The sequence below is a fragment of the Williamsia sterculiae genome (assembly GCF_900156495.1).
In the GTDB taxonomy this organism is placed as follows: domain Bacteria; phylum Actinomycetota; class Actinomycetes; order Mycobacteriales; family Mycobacteriaceae; genus Williamsia_B; species Williamsia_B sterculiae.
This window is the reverse complement of sequence record NZ_FTNT01000007.1, coordinates 92,295-110,822: the sequence shown is the minus strand read 5'-3', so window position 1 is coordinate 110,822 and position 18,528 is coordinate 92,295. Positions and strand designations below refer to the sequence as shown.

Annotated in this window: 16 protein-coding genes and 1 pseudogene; 9 read left to right on the top strand and 8 right to left on the bottom strand. The window is 66.9% G+C overall.

Annotated elements, in window-relative coordinates:
• Nucleotides 1-192 precede the first annotated feature (192 nt).
• The 6 genes from BW971_RS21490 to BW971_RS12535 all read left to right on the top strand — a co-directional run bounded on the left by BW971_RS21490 (nucleotide 193) and on the right by BW971_RS12535 (nucleotide 6,169).
• The gene (locus tag BW971_RS21490) at nucleotides 193-336 is read left to right on the top strand and encodes a putative leader peptide (RefSeq protein WP_159441857.1); all 144 of its coding nucleotides are present in this window, start codon (nucleotides 193-195) and stop codon (nucleotides 334-336) included.
• A gap of 133 nt (nucleotides 337-469) precedes the next feature.
• The gene (locus BW971_RS12555) at nucleotides 470-2,185 is read left to right on the top strand and encodes a nitrite/sulfite reductase (RefSeq protein ID WP_076480069.1); all 1,716 of its coding nucleotides are present in this window, start codon (nucleotides 470-472) and stop codon (nucleotides 2,183-2,185) included.
• Between the two features lie 76 nt (nucleotides 2,186-2,261).
• Complete coding sequence (locus tag BW971_RS12550) at nucleotides 2,262-2,993, top strand: phosphoadenylyl-sulfate reductase (protein WP_076480067.1); 732 nt, start codon at nucleotides 2,262-2,264, stop codon at nucleotides 2,991-2,993.
• A 16-nt stretch (nucleotides 2,994-3,009) separates the two neighbouring features.
• Nucleotides 3,010-3,972 (top strand): sulfate adenylyltransferase subunit CysD, encoded by a 963-nt coding sequence (gene cysD / locus BW971_RS12545; RefSeq protein ID WP_076480065.1) that lies wholly within the window; start codon nucleotides 3,010-3,012, stop codon nucleotides 3,970-3,972.
• Nucleotides 3,972-5,297 (top strand): sulfate adenylyltransferase subunit 1, encoded by a 1,326-nt coding sequence (locus tag BW971_RS12540; RefSeq protein ID WP_076480063.1) that lies wholly within the window; start codon nucleotides 3,972-3,974, stop codon nucleotides 5,295-5,297. The genes cysD and BW971_RS12540 overlap by 1 nt, the downstream gene beginning before the upstream one ends.
• The gene (locus BW971_RS12535; protein ID WP_076480061.1) at nucleotides 5,294-6,169 is read left to right on the top strand and encodes a sirohydrochlorin chelatase; all 876 of its coding nucleotides are present in this window, start codon (nucleotides 5,294-5,296) and stop codon (nucleotides 6,167-6,169) included. The genes BW971_RS12540 and BW971_RS12535 overlap by 4 nt, the downstream gene beginning before the upstream one ends.
• On the opposite strand, the gene BW971_RS12530 is transcribed toward BW971_RS12535, so the two are convergent.
• From BW971_RS12530 to BW971_RS12505, 6 genes are all read right to left on the bottom strand, one after another.
• A complete protein-coding gene (locus tag BW971_RS12530) occupies nucleotides 6,111-6,590 on the bottom strand; it encodes a hypothetical protein (protein ID WP_076480059.1) in 480 nt (159 codons plus the stop codon). The two genes, BW971_RS12535 and BW971_RS12530, sit on opposite strands and share 59 nt — an antisense overlap.
• A 52-nt stretch (nucleotides 6,591-6,642) precedes the next feature.
• Complete coding sequence (locus BW971_RS12525; RefSeq protein WP_076480056.1) at nucleotides 6,643-7,647, bottom strand: sulfate/molybdate ABC transporter ATP-binding protein; 1,005 nt, start codon at nucleotides 7,645-7,647, stop codon at nucleotides 6,643-6,645.
• Nucleotides 7,644-8,540, bottom strand: coding sequence for a sulfate ABC transporter permease subunit CysW (gene cysW, locus BW971_RS12520; RefSeq protein WP_076480053.1), 897 nt, complete (start codon nucleotides 8,538-8,540; stop codon nucleotides 7,644-7,646). Before cysW ends, BW971_RS12525 begins: the two co-directional genes overlap by 4 nt.
• On the bottom strand, nucleotides 8,537-9,391 hold the full coding sequence (gene cysT, locus BW971_RS12515; protein ID WP_083709883.1) for a sulfate ABC transporter permease subunit CysT: 855 nt from the start codon (nucleotides 9,389-9,391) through the stop codon (nucleotides 8,537-8,539). The genes cysW and cysT overlap by 4 nt, the downstream gene beginning before the upstream one ends.
• Nucleotides 9,388-10,554 carry a sulfate ABC transporter substrate-binding protein gene (locus BW971_RS12510; RefSeq protein WP_083709880.1) on the bottom strand — a complete coding sequence of 389 codons (1,167 nt, stop codon included), beginning with the start codon at nucleotides 10,552-10,554 and terminating at the stop codon, nucleotides 9,388-9,390. The genes cysT and BW971_RS12510 overlap by 4 nt, the downstream gene beginning before the upstream one ends.
• 321 nt (nucleotides 10,555-10,875) lie before the next feature.
• Complete coding sequence (locus BW971_RS12505) at nucleotides 10,876-11,076, bottom strand: hypothetical protein (protein ID WP_076480049.1); 201 nt, start codon at nucleotides 11,074-11,076, stop codon at nucleotides 10,876-10,878.
• Nucleotides 11,077-11,302: 226 nt separating this feature from the next.
• On the opposite strand from BW971_RS12505, the pseudogene BW971_RS12500 reads away from it, so the two are divergent.
• Nucleotides 11,303-13,192, top strand: a pseudogene (locus BW971_RS12500) (glycoside hydrolase family 15 protein); the annotation flags it as partial.
• Here the strand turns inward: BW971_RS12500 and BW971_RS12495 are convergent.
• Both BW971_RS12495 and lepA read right to left on the bottom strand, forming a co-directional pair.
• Entirely contained in the window at nucleotides 13,189-15,234 is a 2,046-nt protein-coding gene (locus BW971_RS12495; protein ID WP_234974388.1) for a M3 family metallopeptidase, read from the bottom strand. The pseudogene BW971_RS12500 and the gene BW971_RS12495 sit on opposite strands and share 4 nt — an antisense overlap.
• 6 nt (nucleotides 15,235-15,240) lie before the next feature.
• Nucleotides 15,241-17,109 (bottom strand): translation elongation factor 4, encoded by a 1,869-nt coding sequence (lepA, locus tag BW971_RS12490; protein WP_143690338.1) that lies wholly within the window; start codon nucleotides 17,107-17,109, stop codon nucleotides 15,241-15,243.
• An 84-nt stretch (nucleotides 17,110-17,193) separates the two neighbouring features.
• Between lepA and BW971_RS12485 the strand changes: the two genes are divergently transcribed.
• Together BW971_RS12485 and BW971_RS12480 are read left to right on the top strand one after the other, a co-directional pair.
• Entirely contained in the window at nucleotides 17,194-17,865 is a 672-nt protein-coding gene (locus tag BW971_RS12485; protein WP_200799427.1) for an alpha/beta hydrolase family protein, read from the top strand.
• Between the two features lie 78 nt (nucleotides 17,866-17,943).
• A complete protein-coding gene (locus BW971_RS12480) occupies nucleotides 17,944-18,486 on the top strand; it encodes a type II toxin-antitoxin system PemK/MazF family toxin (RefSeq protein ID WP_076480046.1) in 543 nt (180 codons plus the stop codon).
• Nucleotides 18,487-18,528: the final 42 nt, after the last annotated feature.

Genomic DNA, 18,528 nt, shown 5'->3' with positions numbered 1-18,528 from the left:
GCCGCACCATCTGCGTACCCGTCGGGAATATCCGCGGCACTCAGGGCGTCGCAACCACACAGCGCTCTGTCACATCCGGGCTGACGCCCGGTCCAGGCGGCGGCACACCCGGGTTTTACGCCCAGGCTGGGCCGAAGAAAGCGCATGTAGATCACGTACGGGATTAGACGGAGTCGAGGAGGCCGTGGCACTATGAGCGACGTGTCGACACCCGCGAACTCCGCCGATGCGCGCCTGGTGGCCGCATTCGGTCCGGTCGCTGTTCCCGGTGTCCTCCTCTCCGAGCGTCGCCATATCGACCTCAAGCGGGTCTGCAGCGCTTTCTGTCGGTCCTGACCTGCGGCTCGACGCCCGTGACCCGGACGTCCGACAGCCGCGCGCACGCACGTAGTTCATTCCCCTGAATCGCGCCGCCGGTCGGACCTCGGTCCGTGTCGGATGGCGTCACCAGCCCCAGGAGCCCACAGCCATGACGCCGACCACCGACGCCCCCGGCCAGCCCGGATCGGGCCGTCCCGCCCGGCGCGCGCGTCCCGCCAAGCGCCGCGCCGAAGGCCAGTGGAAGCTCGGATACCGCGAACCGCAGAACCCCAACGAGCAGGTCAAGAAGGACGACAACCCGCTCAACGTGCGGGCCCGGGTCGAGAACATCTACGCCCACCGCGGGTTCGACGCCATCGACAAACAGGATCTGCGCGGTCGACTGCGGTGGTGGGGTCTGTACACGCAGCGCAAACAGGGTTACGACGGCACCTGGACCGGTGACGAGAACCTCGACGTCATCGAGGATCACCACTTCATGATGCGGGTCCGTTGCGACGGTGGCGCCCTGACCGCCGCGCAGCTACGGACCATCGGCGAGGTGTCCACCGAGTTCGGCCGCGACACCGCCGACCTGTCCGACCGGGAGAACGTCCAGTACCACTGGATCCGCATCGAGGACGTGCCCACGATCTGGGACCGGTTCGAGGCCGTCGGCCTGAAGACCGTCGAGGCTTGCGGGGACACCCCACGTGTCATCCTCGGTTCGCCGCTCGCCGGCGAGGCCGTCGACGAGGTCATCGACCCCACCCCGGCCATCGACGAGATCGTCCGTCGCTTCATCGGCGACCCGCGCTACTCGAACCTGCCACGCAAGTTCAAGACCGCGATCTCCGGCCTGCAGGACGTGCCGTACGAGATCAACGACATCTCCTTCATCGGGGTCGACCACCCCGATCACGGTGCCGGCTTCGACCTGTGGGTCGGTGGTGGTCTGTCGACCAACCCGATGCTGGCCCAGCGGGTCGGGGCGTGGGTCCCCCTCGACGAGGTTCCCGATGTGTGGGAGGCAGTGGTCTCCCTCTTCCGTGACTACGGTTACCGTCGGCTGCGCACCAAGGCCCGGTTGAAGTTCCTGCTCAAGGACTGGGGAATCGAGAAGTTCCGTCAGGTCCTCGAGGACGAATACCTCGAGCGCGCGCTGATCGACGGTCCGGCCATCGAGCCCCGGACCGCACCGATCGACCACGTGGGTGTGCAGAAGCTCAAGAACGGTCTGAACTCGGTGGGTTTCGCGGCCATCGCCGGACGGGTCTCGGGGTCCATCCTGCGTTCCGTCGCCGACGCCGCCGAGCGGGTCGGGTCGGATCGTATCCGGTTCACCCCATACCAGAAACTGATCGTCCTCGACGTCCCCGACGACAAGGTCGACACCCTGATCGACGAGCTCGGAGCCCTGGGACTCCAGGGACGGCCATCGGTGTGGCGCAGGAATCTGATGGCCTGCTCGGGCATCGAATTCTGCAAGTTGTCGTTCACCGAGACCCGAAAGCGTTCCCAGCGGCTCGTCCCCGACCTCGAGAAGCGCTTGGACGACATCAACGCGCAGCTCGACGTACCGATCACCATCAACATCAATGGTTGCCCCAATTCGTGCGCCCGCGCCCAGGTCGCCGACATCGGCTTCAAGGGCATGTTGGTCGAACGGGAGAACGGCGAGCACGGCGAGGGTTTCCAGGTTCATCTCGGCGGCAGCCTGGGTCAGGACGCCGGTTTCGGCCGGAAACTGAGGCAACACAAGGTGTTGACCGAAGATCTCGGCGACTACATCGAACGCGTTGTCCGCAACTTCGTGAAACATCGCCAGGAGGGTGAGCGTTTCGCGCAATGGACGTTGCGGGCGGCCGAGGAGGATCTCCGATGAGTGGCATCTCGGCGACGAGGCCCCCGCCACGGGGGCACGCGTCCGCAGCAGAACACCGATCAGCAGAGGATCGTCTATGACGACATCAGTGCGCGACGAGGCGCAACTCCGATCAATCGCGGCCGACGGCGCCGCGGCACTGGGCGCCGACGCGTCGGCCGGTGACCTGATGCGCTGGACCGCGAACACATTCGGCTCGGACTTCGTGGTGGCCAGCAACATGCAGGATGCGGTGTTGATCGACGTGGCCGCTCATCATCTGGATCGTGCCGCGCTCGATGGCGCGAAACTGAAGGTCCTCTTCCTCGACACCGGTTACCACTTCGCCGAGACCATCGGCACCCGGGACGCGGCGGTACAGATCTACGACCTCGACCTGATCAATGTGCTGCCCGAGCAGACGGTGGCCGAGCAGGACGCCCTGCTGGGTCGAAATCTCTTCGCGTCCAACCCCGGCGAGTGCTGCCGGTTACGCAAAGTGGTGCCGCTCAAGCGCACCCTGGCCGGGTACAGCGCCTGGGTCACCGGTGTGCGCCGGGTGGAGTCCCCCACCCGGGCCAACGCCCCGCTCATCTCCTTCGACGAGACCTTCGGTCTGGTGAAGATCAACCCGCTGGCCGCATGGACCGACGACGAGTTCCGGGCCTACATCGACACGTACGGCGTGTTGGAGAACCCGCTCGTCGCCGAGGGTTATCCATCGATCGGGTGCGAGCCGTGCACCGCGAAGCCCGCCCCCGGCGCCGACGCGCGTAGTGGCCGGTGGGCCGGCCGGGCCAAGACCGAGTGCGGCCTGCACGCATCGTGAAAGGGTTCTGACTCCCATGACATCGTCATCCATCCGGTCCGCGGGTTACGTCCCGGTCGCACCGACGCTCGACGTCGACACCGTCGACGAGTTCACCACTCTCGACGCGCTCGAGTCCGAGGCCATCCACGTCTTCCGCGAGGTCGCGGGAGAGTTCGAACGACCGGTGATCCTGTTCTCCGGCGGTAAGGACTCCACGGTGTTGCTGCACGTGGCCCTGAAAGCGTTCTGGCCTGCGCCACTGCCGTTTTCGCTGCTGCACGTCGACACCGGTCACAACCTCGACGAGGTCATCGCCTTCCGTGACGACGTCGTGGCGCGGTACGGCTTGCGGTTGCACGTGGCCAGCGTGGAGGACTACCTCGCCGACGGGCGTTTGACGGAGCGGCCCGACAACGTGCGCAACCAGTTGCAGACCGTGCCGTTGCTCGACGCCATCGCCGAGCACCGGTTCGACGCGGTGTTCGGCGGGGGGCGTCGCGATGAGGAGCGCGCCCGTGCCAAGGAGCGGATCTTCTCGTTACGTAACGCGTTCGGCCAGTGGGATCCCAAGCGTCAGCGACCGGAGCTGTGGAACCTGTACAACGGCAGGCACGCCCCCGGTGAGCACGTCCGGGTGTTTCCGCTGTCCAACTGGACCGAACTCGACATCTGGCGCTACATCGCCCGCGAGCAGGTGCTGCTGCCGTCGATCTACTATGCGCACGAGCGTGAGGTGTTCGAACGCGACGGCATGTGGATGACGGCAGGACCGTGGGGCGGCCCCCGCGAGGGTGAACAGTCCCTACGACTCTCGGTGCGCTACCGGACCGTCGGCGACGGGTCGTCGACCGGCGCGGTACTTTCCGAGGCAGCGGACAACGAGGCCATCCTGGCCGAGATCGCCGCCTCCCGGCTGACCGAACGCGGCGCCACCCGCGGTGACGACCGGGCCTCGGAGGCCGCCATGGAGGACCGGAAACGTCAGGGGTACTTCTGATGGGTGAGAGTGCACACCAACCACGACAGAGCGAACTGGGGTCCGATCTGCTGCGCATCGCCACCGCCGGTTCGGTGGACGACGGCAAGTCCACCCTGGTCGGGCGGCTGCTGTACGACACCAAATCGGTGCTCGCCGACCAGATCGACGCGGTGACCCGTGCGTCGGTGGACAAGGGCCTCGACGGCCCCGACCTGTCGTTGCTGGTCGACGGTCTGCGCGCCGAACGCGAACAGGGCATCACCATCGACGTCGCGTACCGCTACTTCGCCACCCCCGGCCGGTCGTTCGTCCTCGCCGACACCCCGGGTCACGTGCAGTACACCCGCAACACCGTCTCCGGCGCCTCCACCGCACAGCTGGTGATGCTGCTGGTGGACGCCCGCAACGGCGTGGTCACCCAGACCCGGCGGCACGCCGCGGTGATGGCACTGCTCGGGGTGCCCCGACTGGTGTTGGCGGTCAACAAGATCGACCTCGTCGACGACCCGGCCACGGTGTTCGCCGAGATCAGCGCGGAGTTCGCCCAGATCACCGAGGTCCTGGGATGGAGCCCGGATCAGGTGCAGGCGATCCCGGTGTCGGCACTGCACGGCGACAATGTCGCCTCCCGGTCGGCGAACACCCCCTACTACCAGGGTCCCTCGCTCATCGAGCATCTCGAATCGGTGCCGGTGGTCCCCGATCGCGAGCCGGTGGGCGTGCGGTTCCCGGTGCAGTACGTGATCCGGCCCCGCACCGCCGAATACCCGGACTACCGCGGTTACGCCGGTCAAGTGGCCGCGGGACGGGTGTCGATCGGTGACGAGGTCGTCGTGCTGCCGTCAGGGGTGACCACCACCGTCGAACGCATCGACACGGCCGACGGCTCGCTGCCCACCGCGCACACCGGACGCAGCGTCACCCTCATCCTGGCCGACGATGTCGACGTCTCCCGCGGCGACGTCATCGCCGCCGTGGCCGACGCTCCCGAACCGGTCACGCAGTTCTCGGCGACGGTCTGCTGGTTGGGTGACAAGCCGCTGCGCCCCGGCGCGCGGCTGCTGCTCAAACACGGCACGCGCACCACGCCGGTGATCGTCGGATCGCTCGACACCCGGTTCGACGAGCAGGAACTGCGTCTGGCCGACGATCCGGAATCGTTGGAGTTGAACCAGATCGGTCGCATCTCGGTGACCACGGCCGAACCGGTGACCGCCGACGACTACACGGTCAACCGCGAGACCGGCTCGTTCCTGATCATCGATCCGCAGGGCGGCAACACGCTCGCGGCCGGTCTCGTGGGTGATGCTTTGTCGGCACTTCATCTCCGAGAGCTGGTGTGACCGAAACCGATCGCCGTCGCACCACGGTGCTGCTGGTCGCCCACGGCAGCCGTGATCCGCGCTTCGCGATGACCGCCCGACGGGTCACCGGCGTGGTCGCCGCCCGGTTGCCCGATCTACGGGTCCGGTTGGCCTACCTCGACCTCGACGCACCGACCGTCGGTGAGGCCTTGGCCGACTGCGTCGGGGACATGGCCGACTGCGTCGGGGACATGGCCGACTGCGTCGGGGACACGCTGGTGGTGCCGTTGTTGTTCGGCAACGCGTACCACGCACGAGTCGACCTACCCGCCCTGCTGGACGACGCCCGGGCGGCGAACCCGGAACTGCGGGTGCGACAGACCGCGCCGATCGGTTCGCCGGCGCTGACCGCTGCCCTGGCCGACCGTCTCGACGAGCTCGGTGTACGCCCCGACGACGGAATCCTGTTGTGCGCCGTCGGATCCAGCGACACCGCCGCCGACGACGCGGTGATCGAGCGCGGCAGGCGACTCTCACGGTTACTACATCGACCGGTGGTGACCGGGTTCGCCACCCGCAGCGACGCGATCGTCGATGCGGCGAACCGACTGGCCGCCGAGGGCTGTGGCCGGATCGTCGTCAGCCCCTTCTTCCTGGCCGCCGGTACCCTGCTCGAGCGGGTCGAGCGATTGCTCGACGGCGAGCGCACGCCCGACCTCGACTGGGCGATGGCCGGGCCCCTCGGTGCGCACCCGGCGGTGATCGACACCATCGTGTCGCGGGTGGGACAGGTGACCGGTGCGGCCGGACACGACTCGGGCGCCTGCGCCTCGCGTCACCTGCCGAGCGCCCTCACCCCGGGAACGGTCGGCGTTCCCGCTCGACCACCGTCAGCGCGAGAATCTCGTTGAGCGCCTTGATGTTGTCGGTGCCGCATTCGTCCATCGGGTATCGCGGGATGAATCCACCGCCCGTCTGGTCGATCAACCACAGTTCGGGCAGCGCGATCACCGACGCCTGACAATTCGGGTTGCGTTTGCGGTCACGTCGCGCGAAGCCGGTCAGAGCGTCCGCGAAGTCCCCGCGATACCGGGTGTACAGGTATGGCCCGGGCCGCTGACGCGGACTGCCGACGAGCTTCTCACCACAGACCAGTGCTTCGACCGGAGTGAAGTCCGCCGGGACTCGCATCGGGGGCGGCGGCGTGTTTCCGGTGCACGCCGGTGTTTGCAGGCGAACCGGCGTCTCCGGCGGTGGATCGACGTACTCGGCGCCGCATCCGCTCACCAACAACGCCGCGACGAGAACGGTGACGGACTCCGACGGCCTCATCCGGACAGCGAACCACACCCAGCGGACGGCCTTGTCGGTATCGGCAGCCTGCTCAGGCGGTGGCCGTGGCCAACTGCGGTACCCGCGTCGCACGCACGTAGATCTCGTCACCGTCGCGCAACCGCAGGGCCTCCGCGTCGCCACGGGTGATCTCCGCGGTGAACTCCTCGCCGGTGGCGGCGTTACGCAACTCCACCCGGACCTCGAAGCCGAGATGGACCACTCGCACCACCGAGGCGCGCAGTACCCCCGACGCGGCGGTCGCGGCATCGGCGTCGGCCAGCGCGAGATCGGGTGTGCGACCGAGCCGGATGTCGTGCGGGCGCACCAACGAGCCGTTGAGCCGTGCCACCGTCCCGAGGAACGACATCACGAACTCGTTGGACGGATGGTCGTAGAGTTCGTCGGGGCTACCGACCTGCTCCAGGCGACCCTTGTTCAGGACGGCGATGCGGTCGGCGACGTCGAGCGCCTCCTGTTGGTCGTGGGTCACCAGGACGGTGGTGACATGCACCTCGTCGTGCAGGCGGCGCAGCCACCGACGCAGTTCGTCGCGCACCTTGGCGTCGAGTGCACCGAACGGTTCGTCGAGCAGCAACACCTTGGGGTCCACTGCGAGCGCCCTCGCCAGCGCCATCCGCTGCCTCTGCCCACCGGACAGCTGATTCGGATAGCGCGACTGGAACGTCGTCAACCCCACCACGTCGAGCAGCTCGTCGACTTTTGTGGCGATCTCGGACTTGGATCGCTTGCGGATCTTCAGTCCGAACGCGATGTTCTCGCGCACCGTCATGTGTTTGAACGCCGCGTAGTGCTGGAAGACGAATCCGATGTCACGGCGCTGCGGCGACAGGCGGGTGACGTCGTCACCGTTGATGTAGACCGTGCCCGTATCGAGATCGTCGAGGCCCGCGATGGCTCGCAGCAGGGTCGACTTGCCCGACCCCGACGGTCCGAGCAGTGCCGTCAACGATCCCGACGGGATCTCCAGCGACACGTCGTCGAGGGCCGCGAAATCACCGTAGCGTCGGTTCGCACCGACCACCGAGATCGTCATACCGCCATCTCCTTCTCGAGCGGAACGGGTTCCGCGGTCTGCACCGCATCAGCGGAGGGTTTGCGTTTGCGACGTCGGATGGGCGCCGAACCGGTCTCACCGCGTCGTTGGATCAGTGTCATCGCCACCAGCACCAGCAGCGCGACGAACATCAGCAGCGTCGCCGCCGCGTACGCTCCGAACTCGTTGTAGTCGTCGGTGTACCGCGACGACACCAGTAGCGTCAGGGTCTGTGAGACGCCGGGGAAGTTCGACGACACCAGGGTGACCGCTCCGTACTCGCCCAGGGCGCGGGCCACGGTGAGCACCACCCCGTACGTCAGTCCCCAGCGGATGGCGGGCAGGGTGATCCGGCCGAAGGTCTGCCACCCCGAGGCGCCCAGGGTCGCTGCGGCCTCTTCTTGCTCGGTACCGATCTCGGCCAACACCGGTTCCACCTCACGGACCACGAACGGCAACGTGACGAACACGGTGGCCAGCACCATGCCGGGTAGACCGAAGATCACCCGGAAACCGAGGCTCTCCACCCCACCGAACCAACCGCCGTATCCCCACAACAGGATCAGCGCGACGCCGACGACGACGGGTGACACCGCGAACGGCAGGTCGACCACCGACTGGATGAGCCCTTTGCCACGGAAGTTGCCCCGGGCCAGCGCGATCGCGGTGGCGACGCCGAAGATCACGTTCAGCGGCACCACGATCACCACGATGAGCACGCTCAGCTGCAGGGCGGAGATGGCTGCCGGAGTGGTTATCCAGTCCCAGAACTGGCCGATCCCGTGTTGGAAGGATCGCCAGAAGATCAGAGCCACCGGAACGATGAGCAGGATGAACAGGTACAGCAGGGCGATGGTGCGCAACAGGTACCGCGCAGGTGACGACAGTTTCATCGGTTCTTGTCCTCCCGCCGCGACTGCCTACTGCCTGCGATCCGCAGGATCAGCAGCACCACGAAGGCGATGAGCAACAGCACCACCGAGATGGCGGCGGCGTCGACCGGGGCGTCGACCTCGATCTGCTGCTGGATGTACTGGGATGCGACCTGCGTCTTGCCGGGGACGTTGCCGCCGATGAGCACCACCGATCCGAACTCGCCGATGGCCCGGGTGAACGCCAATCCCCCGCCGGTCAGCACCGCGGGCAACAGCGACGGGAAGACGATCCTGCGCCAGATGGTCCAGTTGGACGCACCCAACGAGGCGCCGGCTTCCTCGGCATCGCGGTCCACCTCGATCAACACCGGCTGCACCTGCCGGACCACGAACGGCAGCGTGACGAAGGTCAACGCTATGACCAGCGCCGGCTGCGTGGCGTTGAGCTGGATCCCGATCGGCGTGTTCGGCCCGTACAGCGAGAGCAGCACCAGGCTGGCGACGATCGTCGGCAGGGCGAACGGCAGGTCGATGATCGCGTTGACGATGCTCTTTCCGGGAAAGTCGTCACGAACCAGGACCCAGGCCACCACCGTGCCCATCACCACGTTGATCAACGCGACGACGATCGACACCCACACCGTGATCAGCAGGGCCTCCACGGCGTTCTTCGCGCTGATCGCCGACCAGAAACCGCTCCAACCGTTGTCGAAGGACTTGCCCACGATGGCAGCGAGGGGCAACAACACGATGATGGACAGCCACAACGTGGCCACACCGAGACCCACCGGGTTGGTGCCGGCGCGTCCCCACCGGAACCGCCGGCGCGAGGTGTCCGGCTGCGGCGCGGCGACGGAGATCTCGGTCACGACTTACCCCCCGCGTTGTAGACCTTGGTGATGTCCCCGGAGGTCGAGAACAACGCGTTGTCGACAGCCTTCCAACCGGTCAGGTCCTTACCCTTGTTGTCGATGCCCGCCTTGGTGGTGGAGGTACCCGCGCCCAGGGTCTTGCCCAGTTCCTTGATGGTCCAGAGCTTGTCGATCTTTCCCGGGAACAGGTTCGCGGTCTCCGCGGCGATTTGCTTGTCCACCGGCCGGAACCCCTGCTGCGCCCAGATCCGCTGCGCGGGCTGGGTGAACAGGTAGGAGACGAAACTCTTCGCCGCGTCGGTGTTCTCGCCGGTCTTCACCACCGCCACCGGATTCTCGATCTTGAAGGTGGTGCTCGGGACCACGTAGTCGACCCGCTGGTTCGCCGGAGACGTCGCGTTCTTGCGCTGCAACATGATCGCCTCGTTCTCGTAGCTGATCAGCACGTCACCCTGCCCTTGTTCGAAGGTCGTCGTCGCCTCGCGACCCGACTTGGGCTGCACGGTGGTGTGGTCACGGATCAGCTCGGAGACGTAGGCCAGCCCCGCCTTCCTGTCCTTGCCGCCATCACTCTTCGCCGCATACGGCGCCAGGAGGTTCCACTTGGCCGAGCCGGAGCTCCCGGGATTCGGGGTGACCACCTGCACACCGGGTTTCAGCAGGTCGTCCCAGGTGTGGATGTTCTTCGGGTTACCCTTCCGCACCACGATCACCACGACCGAGCCGAACGGCGTGCTGTTGTCCGGGTAGGCGGTCTTCCAGTTCTCGTCGACGACTCCTGCCTTCACCAGCCGGGTGATGTCCGGCTCCACGGACAGGTTGACCACGTCGGCGGGGACGCGCCGCGCCACCTTGCGGGACTGATCACCGGAGGCGCCGTAGGACTGCGAGAAGCCGATGTCACGACCGGCGTCGGTGGCCCGGAAAGCCGGGATGATCTTGTCGAAACCGGGTTTCGGTGTCGCGTAGGCGACGAGGTTCAGGTGCCGGTCACCACTGGAGATGTTGGTTCCGCCGGGTACGTCGGTCGACCCGGCACCGCACCCCGCGCACACCAGCACGGCGGCGAGCAGGACGGCGAGCACGACGGGCCGCCGACCCGTGCGGCGGGCGCCGGGGCGCGAACTGGCAAACACGTATAACCCCCTGGTGGGAATCACAGACGAATCGGGCTGGGATGACGTCGGGAGTCGAGGGCCGGGGCTGGACCGCTCACGCAGGCAGAGGTCGCGACCACTCGTACCGGTCAGCGACAGAGGACATCGCTGACGCAGCGGTAATCCACCGCGAAGAGCGCCAGACGATGGCGCACGACATAGCCCGTCACGGGGCGAAGATTAGCAGCAGGAATGCGGCTCGAAGGTCCATCGCGGGCCGCGGTCGCCGACGTCCCGACGATCAGACATATCGGGTGACGAGCCAGGCCACGATCACCAGCGCCAGCAGCGCCAACAACGCCAGCGTGACCTTCGACCTCGGCATCAGTGGTCACCGATCCGGGTGTCCGCCGACTCGCCACGGTCGAAGAGCCGAAGCACGGCGTGTACCAGCAGATTCAGCAGCGCCGCGACGCCGATGGCCAGCGGCACCACCACCGCCAGGGTGACCAGCAACTGCGGGACGAACGACAACGACGTCAGCCACGCCTCGACCCCATCCCACCACGCCACGACTCCGTCCACGACGACCACCCTAACCGCCCCGGTTTTAAATCACCCTGAGCGCAACTGAGCCTGCACCCCCGCGCACGCATACTCGCGAAATGTGGCGGTCGCATCGGCGAGTCAGCATGATGTACCCATGACTGTGACCGACGAGGCCGCACCTGACGACAGCCGCAGTGACACAGCCGCGGTCGGAGGGGGTGGCGACGCCGACGCGGTGGCCTTCTCCCCCGCCAGTCCGCAGCGCAACGCGTTCCCACCCATCGGCGACTACGCATTCCTGTCCGATTGCGAGACCAACTGCCTGATCGCGCGCAACGGTGCGGTGGAGTGGATGTGCATCCCCCGACCGGACTCGCCCAGCATCTTCGGATCGATCCTCGACCGCGGCGCCGGCCATTTCAAACTCGCCCCCTACGGGGTGAACGTGCCGGTGGACCGTCGGTACCTGCCCGGGAGTCTGATGGTGGAGACCACCTGGCAGACCGAGACCGGTTGGATCATCGTTCGCGACGCGTTGGTCATGGGCCCGTGGCACGACATCGACACCCGGTCGCGCACCCATCGCCGCACCCCGACCGACTGGGACGCCGAGCACATCCTGCTGCGCACCGTGCGCTGTGTCAGCGGGACGGTCGAATTGCACATGAGCTGTGAACCGGCTTTCGACTACCACCGTGCACGCACCAGATGGGAGTACTCGGGCCCGGCCTACGGGGAGGCGATCGCCACCGCGAGCGGGACGACCGATCCCGCGCCGGTGCTGAAGCTGACCACCAACCTCAAACTCGGCCTCGAGGGTCGGGAGGCTCGCGCGCACACCCGTCTGGTGGAGGGCGACGACCGTTTCGTCGCCCTGAGCTGGTCGGCGCACCCGTCGCCACAGAACTGGGAGGAGGCCGCACAGAAGATGTGGTTCACCTCGGAGTCGTGGCGCCAGTGGATCAACGTGGGGCGCTTCCCCGACCACCCCTGGCGGAGTCATCTGCAACGCAGCGCCCTCACCCTCAAGGGCCTGACCTACTCACCCACCGGGGCGCTGCTCGCCGCGTCGACGACGTCATTGCCCGAGACCCCCGGTGGCGAACGCAACTGGGATTACCGCTACGCGTGGGTGCGTGACTCCACGTTCGCGCTCTGGGGTCTGTACACCCTGGGCCTCGATCGTGAGGCCAGTGACTTCTTCTCCTTCATCGCCGACGTCTCCGGAATCACCAACGGCGAACACCACCCGCTGCAGGTGATGTACGGCGTCGGCGGCGAACGCCGGCTCGACGAGTACGAACTCCCCCATCTCCACGGATACGACGGTGCCCGCCCCGTCCGGGTGGGCAACGGGGCCTACAACCAGAGCCAGCACGACATCTGGGGCACCATGCTCGACTCGGTGTACCTGAACACCAAGTCGACCGAGATGATCTCCGAGACGCTGTGGCCGGTGCTGAAGGCGCAGGTGGAGGAGGCCGTCAAACACTGGCGCCAGCCCGACCGCGGCATCTGGGAGGTGCGCGGCGAACCGCAGCACTTCACCTCGTCGAAGGTGATGTGTTGGGTCGCCCTCGACCGCGGCAGCAAGCTCGCGGTGATGCACGGCGAGAAGTCGTACGCCAAGACGTGGGCCGAGGAGGCCGACATCATCAAGGCCGACATCCTCGAACACGGGGTCAACGCCCAGGGGGTGTTCACGCAGCGCTACGGCAGTGACGCCCTCGACGCCTCGCTGTTGCTGGTGCCCCTGTTGCGCTTTCTGCCCTCCGAGGACCCGCGGGTGCGCAACACCGTGCTGGCCATCGCCGACGACCTCACCGAGGAGGGGTTGGTGTTGCGGTACCGGGTGGAGGAGACCGACGACGGGCTGTCCGGCGAGGAGGGCACGTTCACCATCTGCTCGTTCTGGCTGGTGTCTGCTCTGGTGGAAATCGGTGAGCTGCCCCGCGCGAAGACCCTGTGCGAACGGCTTCTCTCGTTCTCCAGTCCCCTCAAGCTGTACGCCGAGGAGATCGACGCCAAGACCGGACGGCACCTCGGCAACTTCCCGCAGGCCTTCACCCATCTGGCACTGATCAACGCGGTCATGCATGTCATCCGCGCCGAGGAGTCCCTCGACCACGGGATGTTCATCCCGGCCAACTAGATCGGCACGAGGCCTTTGCGGCGCAGCAACGGTTCCACGTCGGCGGGGTGTCCGACCATCTCCGTGTGCGCGGCGATGGGGTCCACGCTGTCGCCCCGGATGAGGGTGGCGCGTGCGAAAGTGCGCCCGTTCTCGATCCGCAGGCCACCGCGAGCCAGGAACCATTGCTCGGTCTCGGCGTCGAGGACCTCCGACCACACGTAGGAGTAGTAGCCGGCGGAGTACCCACCACCGAAGATGTGGTTGAAGTAGCGCGTCTTGTAGCGCGGTGGTATCAGCTCGGACGCGATCCCGGCTCGCTGCAGCGCCGACGCCTCGAATGCATCGATGTCGTCGACGGCCGCGGCCTCCGCGGCGCCGAGGCGGTGCCAGGCCAGATCGAGCAGCGCCGCACCGAGGTACTCGATGGTCGCGTGCGCGGATTCCACGCCCATCGACGCACGCGCGGCCTCGGCCACGTCCGCGGGCACCGGTTCACCGGTCTCGTGATGCCGGGCGTAATTCTGCAGAACATCGGGGTGCAGCGCCCACATCTCGTTGACCTGCGACGGGAACTCCACGAAGTCGCGGGGCACCGACGTCCCCGACTGCGACGGGTAGCGCACCAGGGACAACAACCCGTGCAGCGCGTGACCGAACTCGTGGAACAGCGTGTTCAACTGATACATCGACAGCAGACACGGTTGTCCCGCATCGGGTTTGGTGATGTTGAGGACGTTGACCACCACCGGGTGGTTGTTCAGGAGTATCGACTGGTCGACGACGTTGTTCATCCATGCCCCGCCCCGTTTGCTCGGCCGGGCGAAGAAGTCGCCGAGGAACAGTCCGATGGACTTACCACGCGCATCGAACACTTCCCAACTGCGCACGTCCGGATGGTAGGTGGGTAGGTCGGGTCGCTCGACGAAGCGCAGCCCGTAGAGCTGGCCGGCGGCGTGGAACACCCCGTCCACCAGCACTCGGTTCAGTTCGCAGTAGTCGGCGAAGCCCCCGAGGTCCACGGCAGCAGTGGTCGTGCGCTCACGTTCGAGCCAATACGTCATGTCCGCGGGACCGATGTACTCACCGGCGAAATCACGCAACCGGGTCAGTTCCCGACCACCGGCGCGCATCGACGCGGTGGTCAGGTCCGCGAGCAGGTCGTCGACCGCCGACAGGCCGGGGGCGGTCTGCTCGGCGATCACCAATTCGGCATGGTTGGCGTATCCCAGCAACTCCGCCCGTTCGGCGCGCAACCGGACGATCTCCAACACCAGCGCCGTGGTGTCGTGGTCGCCGTCGCCACAGCGACCGACCGAGGCATCGAACACCCGCGCGCGGGTGTTCGGATCGCTCAGCACGGTCGATGCCGACTGACTCGTCGGCAGATCCAGCGTCAGCAACCAACCGCTGTCGTGTCCGGCCGCCGCGGCGGCGCGGCGAGCCGCGTCGATCGCGGTGTGCGACATGCCGTCCAGTTCCTCGACGGTGTCCACGAGCACCGCCGCGGAGTTGCCGCCGTCGAGCACCCGTTGTGAGAACTGGGTCTCCGAGACGGCCAGGCGCGCAGCGATCCGGCGCATCCTCGCCTGTCCCGCACCGTCGAGGGCGGCGCCTGCGCGCACCGCCTCGCGGTACCGGTGTTCCAGCAGCCGCCGCGCGGGCTCGTCGAGACCGAGGTCGTCGCGGCGCACGTACAGGGTCTCGATCCGCCGGAACAGGTCCGGGTCCAACGCGATGGCGTTCCGGTGCTCGGACAGTCGGGTCGCCAACTCCTCGGCGATGGCCTTGCGCTCGGGATTCGTGTCCGGACCCGACAGGTTGAAGAAGATGCCCGCGGCGCGGGCCAGCGACTGCCCCGTGCGTTCGAGAGCCTCGACCGTGTTGGCGAACGTCGGCGGGGTCCGCAACGACGAGATCTCGCCGACCTCAAGGAGCTGCTCGGCCATCGCCTCGGCGAACGCGGGCAGGAAATCGCTGTCCGCGATCGACGCGAAGTCGGGCAGGTCGTGGATCAGCCCGCTGGGGGCGAGAACGGGATTCACTGTCGACGAGTCGGTCACCGGCGCCTACTTTCCCTTGGGCTTGTCGCCGGCGGCGTCCGACGACAAGGCGGCGACGAAGGCCTCCTGCGGAACCTCCACCCGACCGATCGTCTTCATCCGCTTCTTGCCCTCTTTCTGCTTCTCCAACAGCTTTCGCTTTCGGGAGATGTCGCCGCCGTAACACTTGGCCAGCACGTCCTTGCGAATGGCTCGAATGTTCTCGCGGGCGATGATCTTCGAACCGATCGCGGCCTGCACCGGCACCTCGTACTGCTGGCGCGGGATCAATTCGCGCAGTTTGGTGGTCATCTTGTTGCCGTACGCGAATGCCGCGTCCTTGTGTACGATCGCGCTGAACGCGTCCACCGCGTCGCCCTGGAGCAGGATGTCCACCTTGACCAGCGCAGCCTCCTGTTCCCCCGCCTCCTCGTAATCGAGACTGGCGTAACCGCGGGTACGCGACTTCAGGGCGTCGAAGAAGTCGAAGATGATCTCGGCCAGCGGCAGGGTGTAACGCAGCTCCACCCGGGTCTCCGACAGATAGTCCATACCGCCGAGTTCGCCACGGCGGGACTGACACAACTCCATGATCGCGCCGATGAACTCGCTCGGCGCGATGACGGTGGTCTTGACCACCGGCTCGAAGATCTTGCGCGTCTTGCCCTCTGGCCAGTCCGAGGGGTTGGTCACCACGTGCTCGCTGCCGTCCTCCATCTCCACCCGGTAGACCACGTTGGGCGCAGTGGAGATCAGGTCCAGATTGAACTCGCGCTGCAGACGCTCCCGGGTGATCTCCATGTGCAGCAATCCCAGGAAGCCGCAACGGAATCCGAAGCCCAGAGCCACCGACGTCTCGGGCTCGAAGGTGAGCGCGGCGTCGTTGAGTTGCAGTTTCTCCAACGCCTCCCGCAACACCGGGTAGTCGGAGCCGTCCACCGGGTACAACCCGGAGTAGACCATCGGCCGCGGCTCCCGATAACCGGTCAACGCCTGGGTGGCGCCGTGCCGGGCGGTGGTCACGGTGTCACCGACCTTCGACTGGCGTACGTCCTTGACCCCGGTGATGAGGTACCCCACCTCGCCGACCCCGAGACCCTTGGTGGACTTCGGCTCCGGCGACACGATGCCCACCTCGAGCAGTTCGTGGGTCGCGCCGGTGGACATCATCTGCACCTTCTCGCGTGGGACCACGGACCCGTCGACCACGCGGACGTAGGTGACCACGCCGCGGTAGGTGTCATAGACCGAGTCGAAGATCATCGCCCGCGCCGGAGCCTCGGCGTCCCCGACCGGTGCCGGGACCTGCCGCACCACCTCGTCGAGCAGTTCCGACACACCCACCCCGGTCTTACCGGACACCCGCAGCACGTCGGTGGGTTCGCAGCCGACGATGTGGGCGAGTTCGGCGGCATAACGGTCCGGGTCGGCTGCCGGCAGGTCGATCTTGTTCAACACGGGGATGATGGTGAGGTCGTTCTCCATGGCCAGGTACAGGTTGGCCAGCGTCTGCGCCTCGATACCTTGCGCGGCGTCGACCAACAGGACGGCACCCTCACAAGCCTCCAGGGCGCGCGACACCTCATAGGTGAAGTCGACGTGTCCGGGGGTGTCGATGAGGTGCATCACATAATCCTCGGCCGTCCCCTCGGCGTCCCGGATCTGCCACGGCAGACGAACATTCTGCGCCTTGATGGTGATACCGCGCTCCCGCTCGATGTCCATCCGGTCCAGGTACTGCGCGCGCATCTGCCGTTCGTCGACCACTCCGGTCAGTTGCAGCATGCGGTCGGCCAGCGTCGACTTCCCGTGGTCGATGTGCGCGATGATGCAGAAGTTCCTGATCCTGGAGGGATCGGTGAACGTCGTGTCGGCGAAACCGGTAATCGAACTCACTCCTCTTGACGTGCGGGTCGACCTCCAGTTTCGCACGCCGTCGGCGCGCACCCACGGTCCAGCCACGTCCGCTACGGTCGGCGGGTGAGCTCCGTCTCCGAATTCGACGTATCCGACGATGACGGCGGCGCCTCCGAGGACCGCGTGGTGGGAACTCTGCACCGTCCGGATGCCGACCCGAGGGCCGTGGTGGTGCTGGCGCACGGTGCGGGCGCGAATCGCGAGGCCACGATCCTCGTCGCGGTGGCCGACGAGCTGTGTGCCCGTGGACTGGCGGTGGCGCGCATCGACCTGCCGTATCGGCAACGACGACCCAAGGGACCTCCGAGCCCGTCGGGTGCCGGACGGGACAGGGACGGCATCCGCGCGGCGACCGCCCACGTCGGCGCGGTGGTCGACCGCGATGTGCCGGTGTTCGTCGGCGGTCACTCCTACGGCGGCAGGCAGGCGTCGATGGTCGCCGCCGAGTCCCCCGGGTTGGTCGACGGGTTGATCCTGACCTCGTACCCGCTACATCCTCCGGGTAAACCCGACCGTCTGCGCACCGAACACTTTCCCGAGATCGACTGCGGTGTCGTGGTGGTGCACGGCGCCTCCGACCCCTTCGCGACCCACGACGAACTCGTCGCCGCCCTGGAGCTGGTCCCGGGCCCGACCACGCTGGTGGAGATCGCCGGTGTCGGTCACGACCTACGACCCGATCGCAAGCCGGTCGCGGCGTTGACCGGTGACGCGGTGTTCGCCGCCCTGTTCTAGGTTGACGGCATGAATTCTGTAGGTGTCAAGGAATGAATCCTGTAGGTGTGAGGGAATGAATGCTGTGGGAGTGAAGGAATGAATTCCTGGAGCAGACTCGCGCTGCAGTTGGCCCAACAGCACGGTCCGCGGCTCATCCGCGAGGTCCGCAGGGCGATGAACGACAACGGCGCACCGGGTCCGGGCGGGCCCGGTCCGTCGGGCAGGGCTCCGTCGCCCGACCGTCGCGCACGAACGCATCCGACCGCCGACCACGCCATGCGTATCGACTACGCGCCCCAACTCGACGGCCGCGCCGACCCCGGTGAGGTGGTGTGGACCTGGGTCACCTTCGAGGAGGACGCCAACCAGGGCAAGGACCGTCCGGTACTGGTGGTCGGGCGGTCCGGTGCCGGATTGTTGGGGCTGATGCTGTCGAGCCAGGGTCACCGCCGCGACGACGCGGACTGGATGTCCGTGGGCACCGGTGAGTGGGATCGCGAACATCGCGAGTCGTTCGTCCGCCTCGACCGGGTACTCGAGGTACAAGAGGACGGCATCCGCCGGGAGGGCGCCATCATGGGTCGCGACCGATTCGACCAGGTGGCGAACCGCCTGCGCAGCGGCTACGGCTGGAGCTGAGCGTCCGGCCGTCATGTCGATGTCGGCCCACCCGACGCGTGG

Coding starts and splice junctions, on each gene's coding strand:
- cysD (WP_076480065.1), top strand. CDS start 3,010: ATGACATCGTCATCCATCCGGTCCGCGGGTTACGTCCCGGTCGCACCG.
- cysW (WP_076480053.1), bottom strand. CDS start 8,540: ATGAAACTGTCGTCACCTGCGCGGTACCTGTTGCGCACCATCGCCCTG.
- BW971_RS12530 (WP_076480059.1), bottom strand. CDS start 6,590: ATGAGGCCGTCGGAGTCCGTCACCGTTCTCGTCGCGGCGTTGTTGGTG.
- BW971_RS12555 (WP_076480069.1), top strand. CDS start 470: ATGACGCCGACCACCGACGCCCCCGGCCAGCCCGGATCGGGCCGTCCC.
- BW971_RS12525 (WP_076480056.1), bottom strand. CDS start 7,647: ATGACGATCTCGGTGGTCGGTGCGAACCGACGCTACGGTGATTTCGCG.
- BW971_RS12550 (WP_076480067.1), top strand. CDS start 2,262: ATGACGACATCAGTGCGCGACGAGGCGCAACTCCGATCAATCGCGGCC.
- BW971_RS12540 (WP_076480063.1), top strand. CDS start 3,972: ATGGGTGAGAGTGCACACCAACCACGACAGAGCGAACTGGGGTCCGAT.
- BW971_RS21490 (WP_159441857.1), top strand. CDS start 193: ATGAGCGACGTGTCGACACCCGCGAACTCCGCCGATGCGCGCCTGGTG.
- BW971_RS12480 (WP_076480046.1), top strand. CDS start 17,944: ATGAATTCCTGGAGCAGACTCGCGCTGCAGTTGGCCCAACAGCACGGT.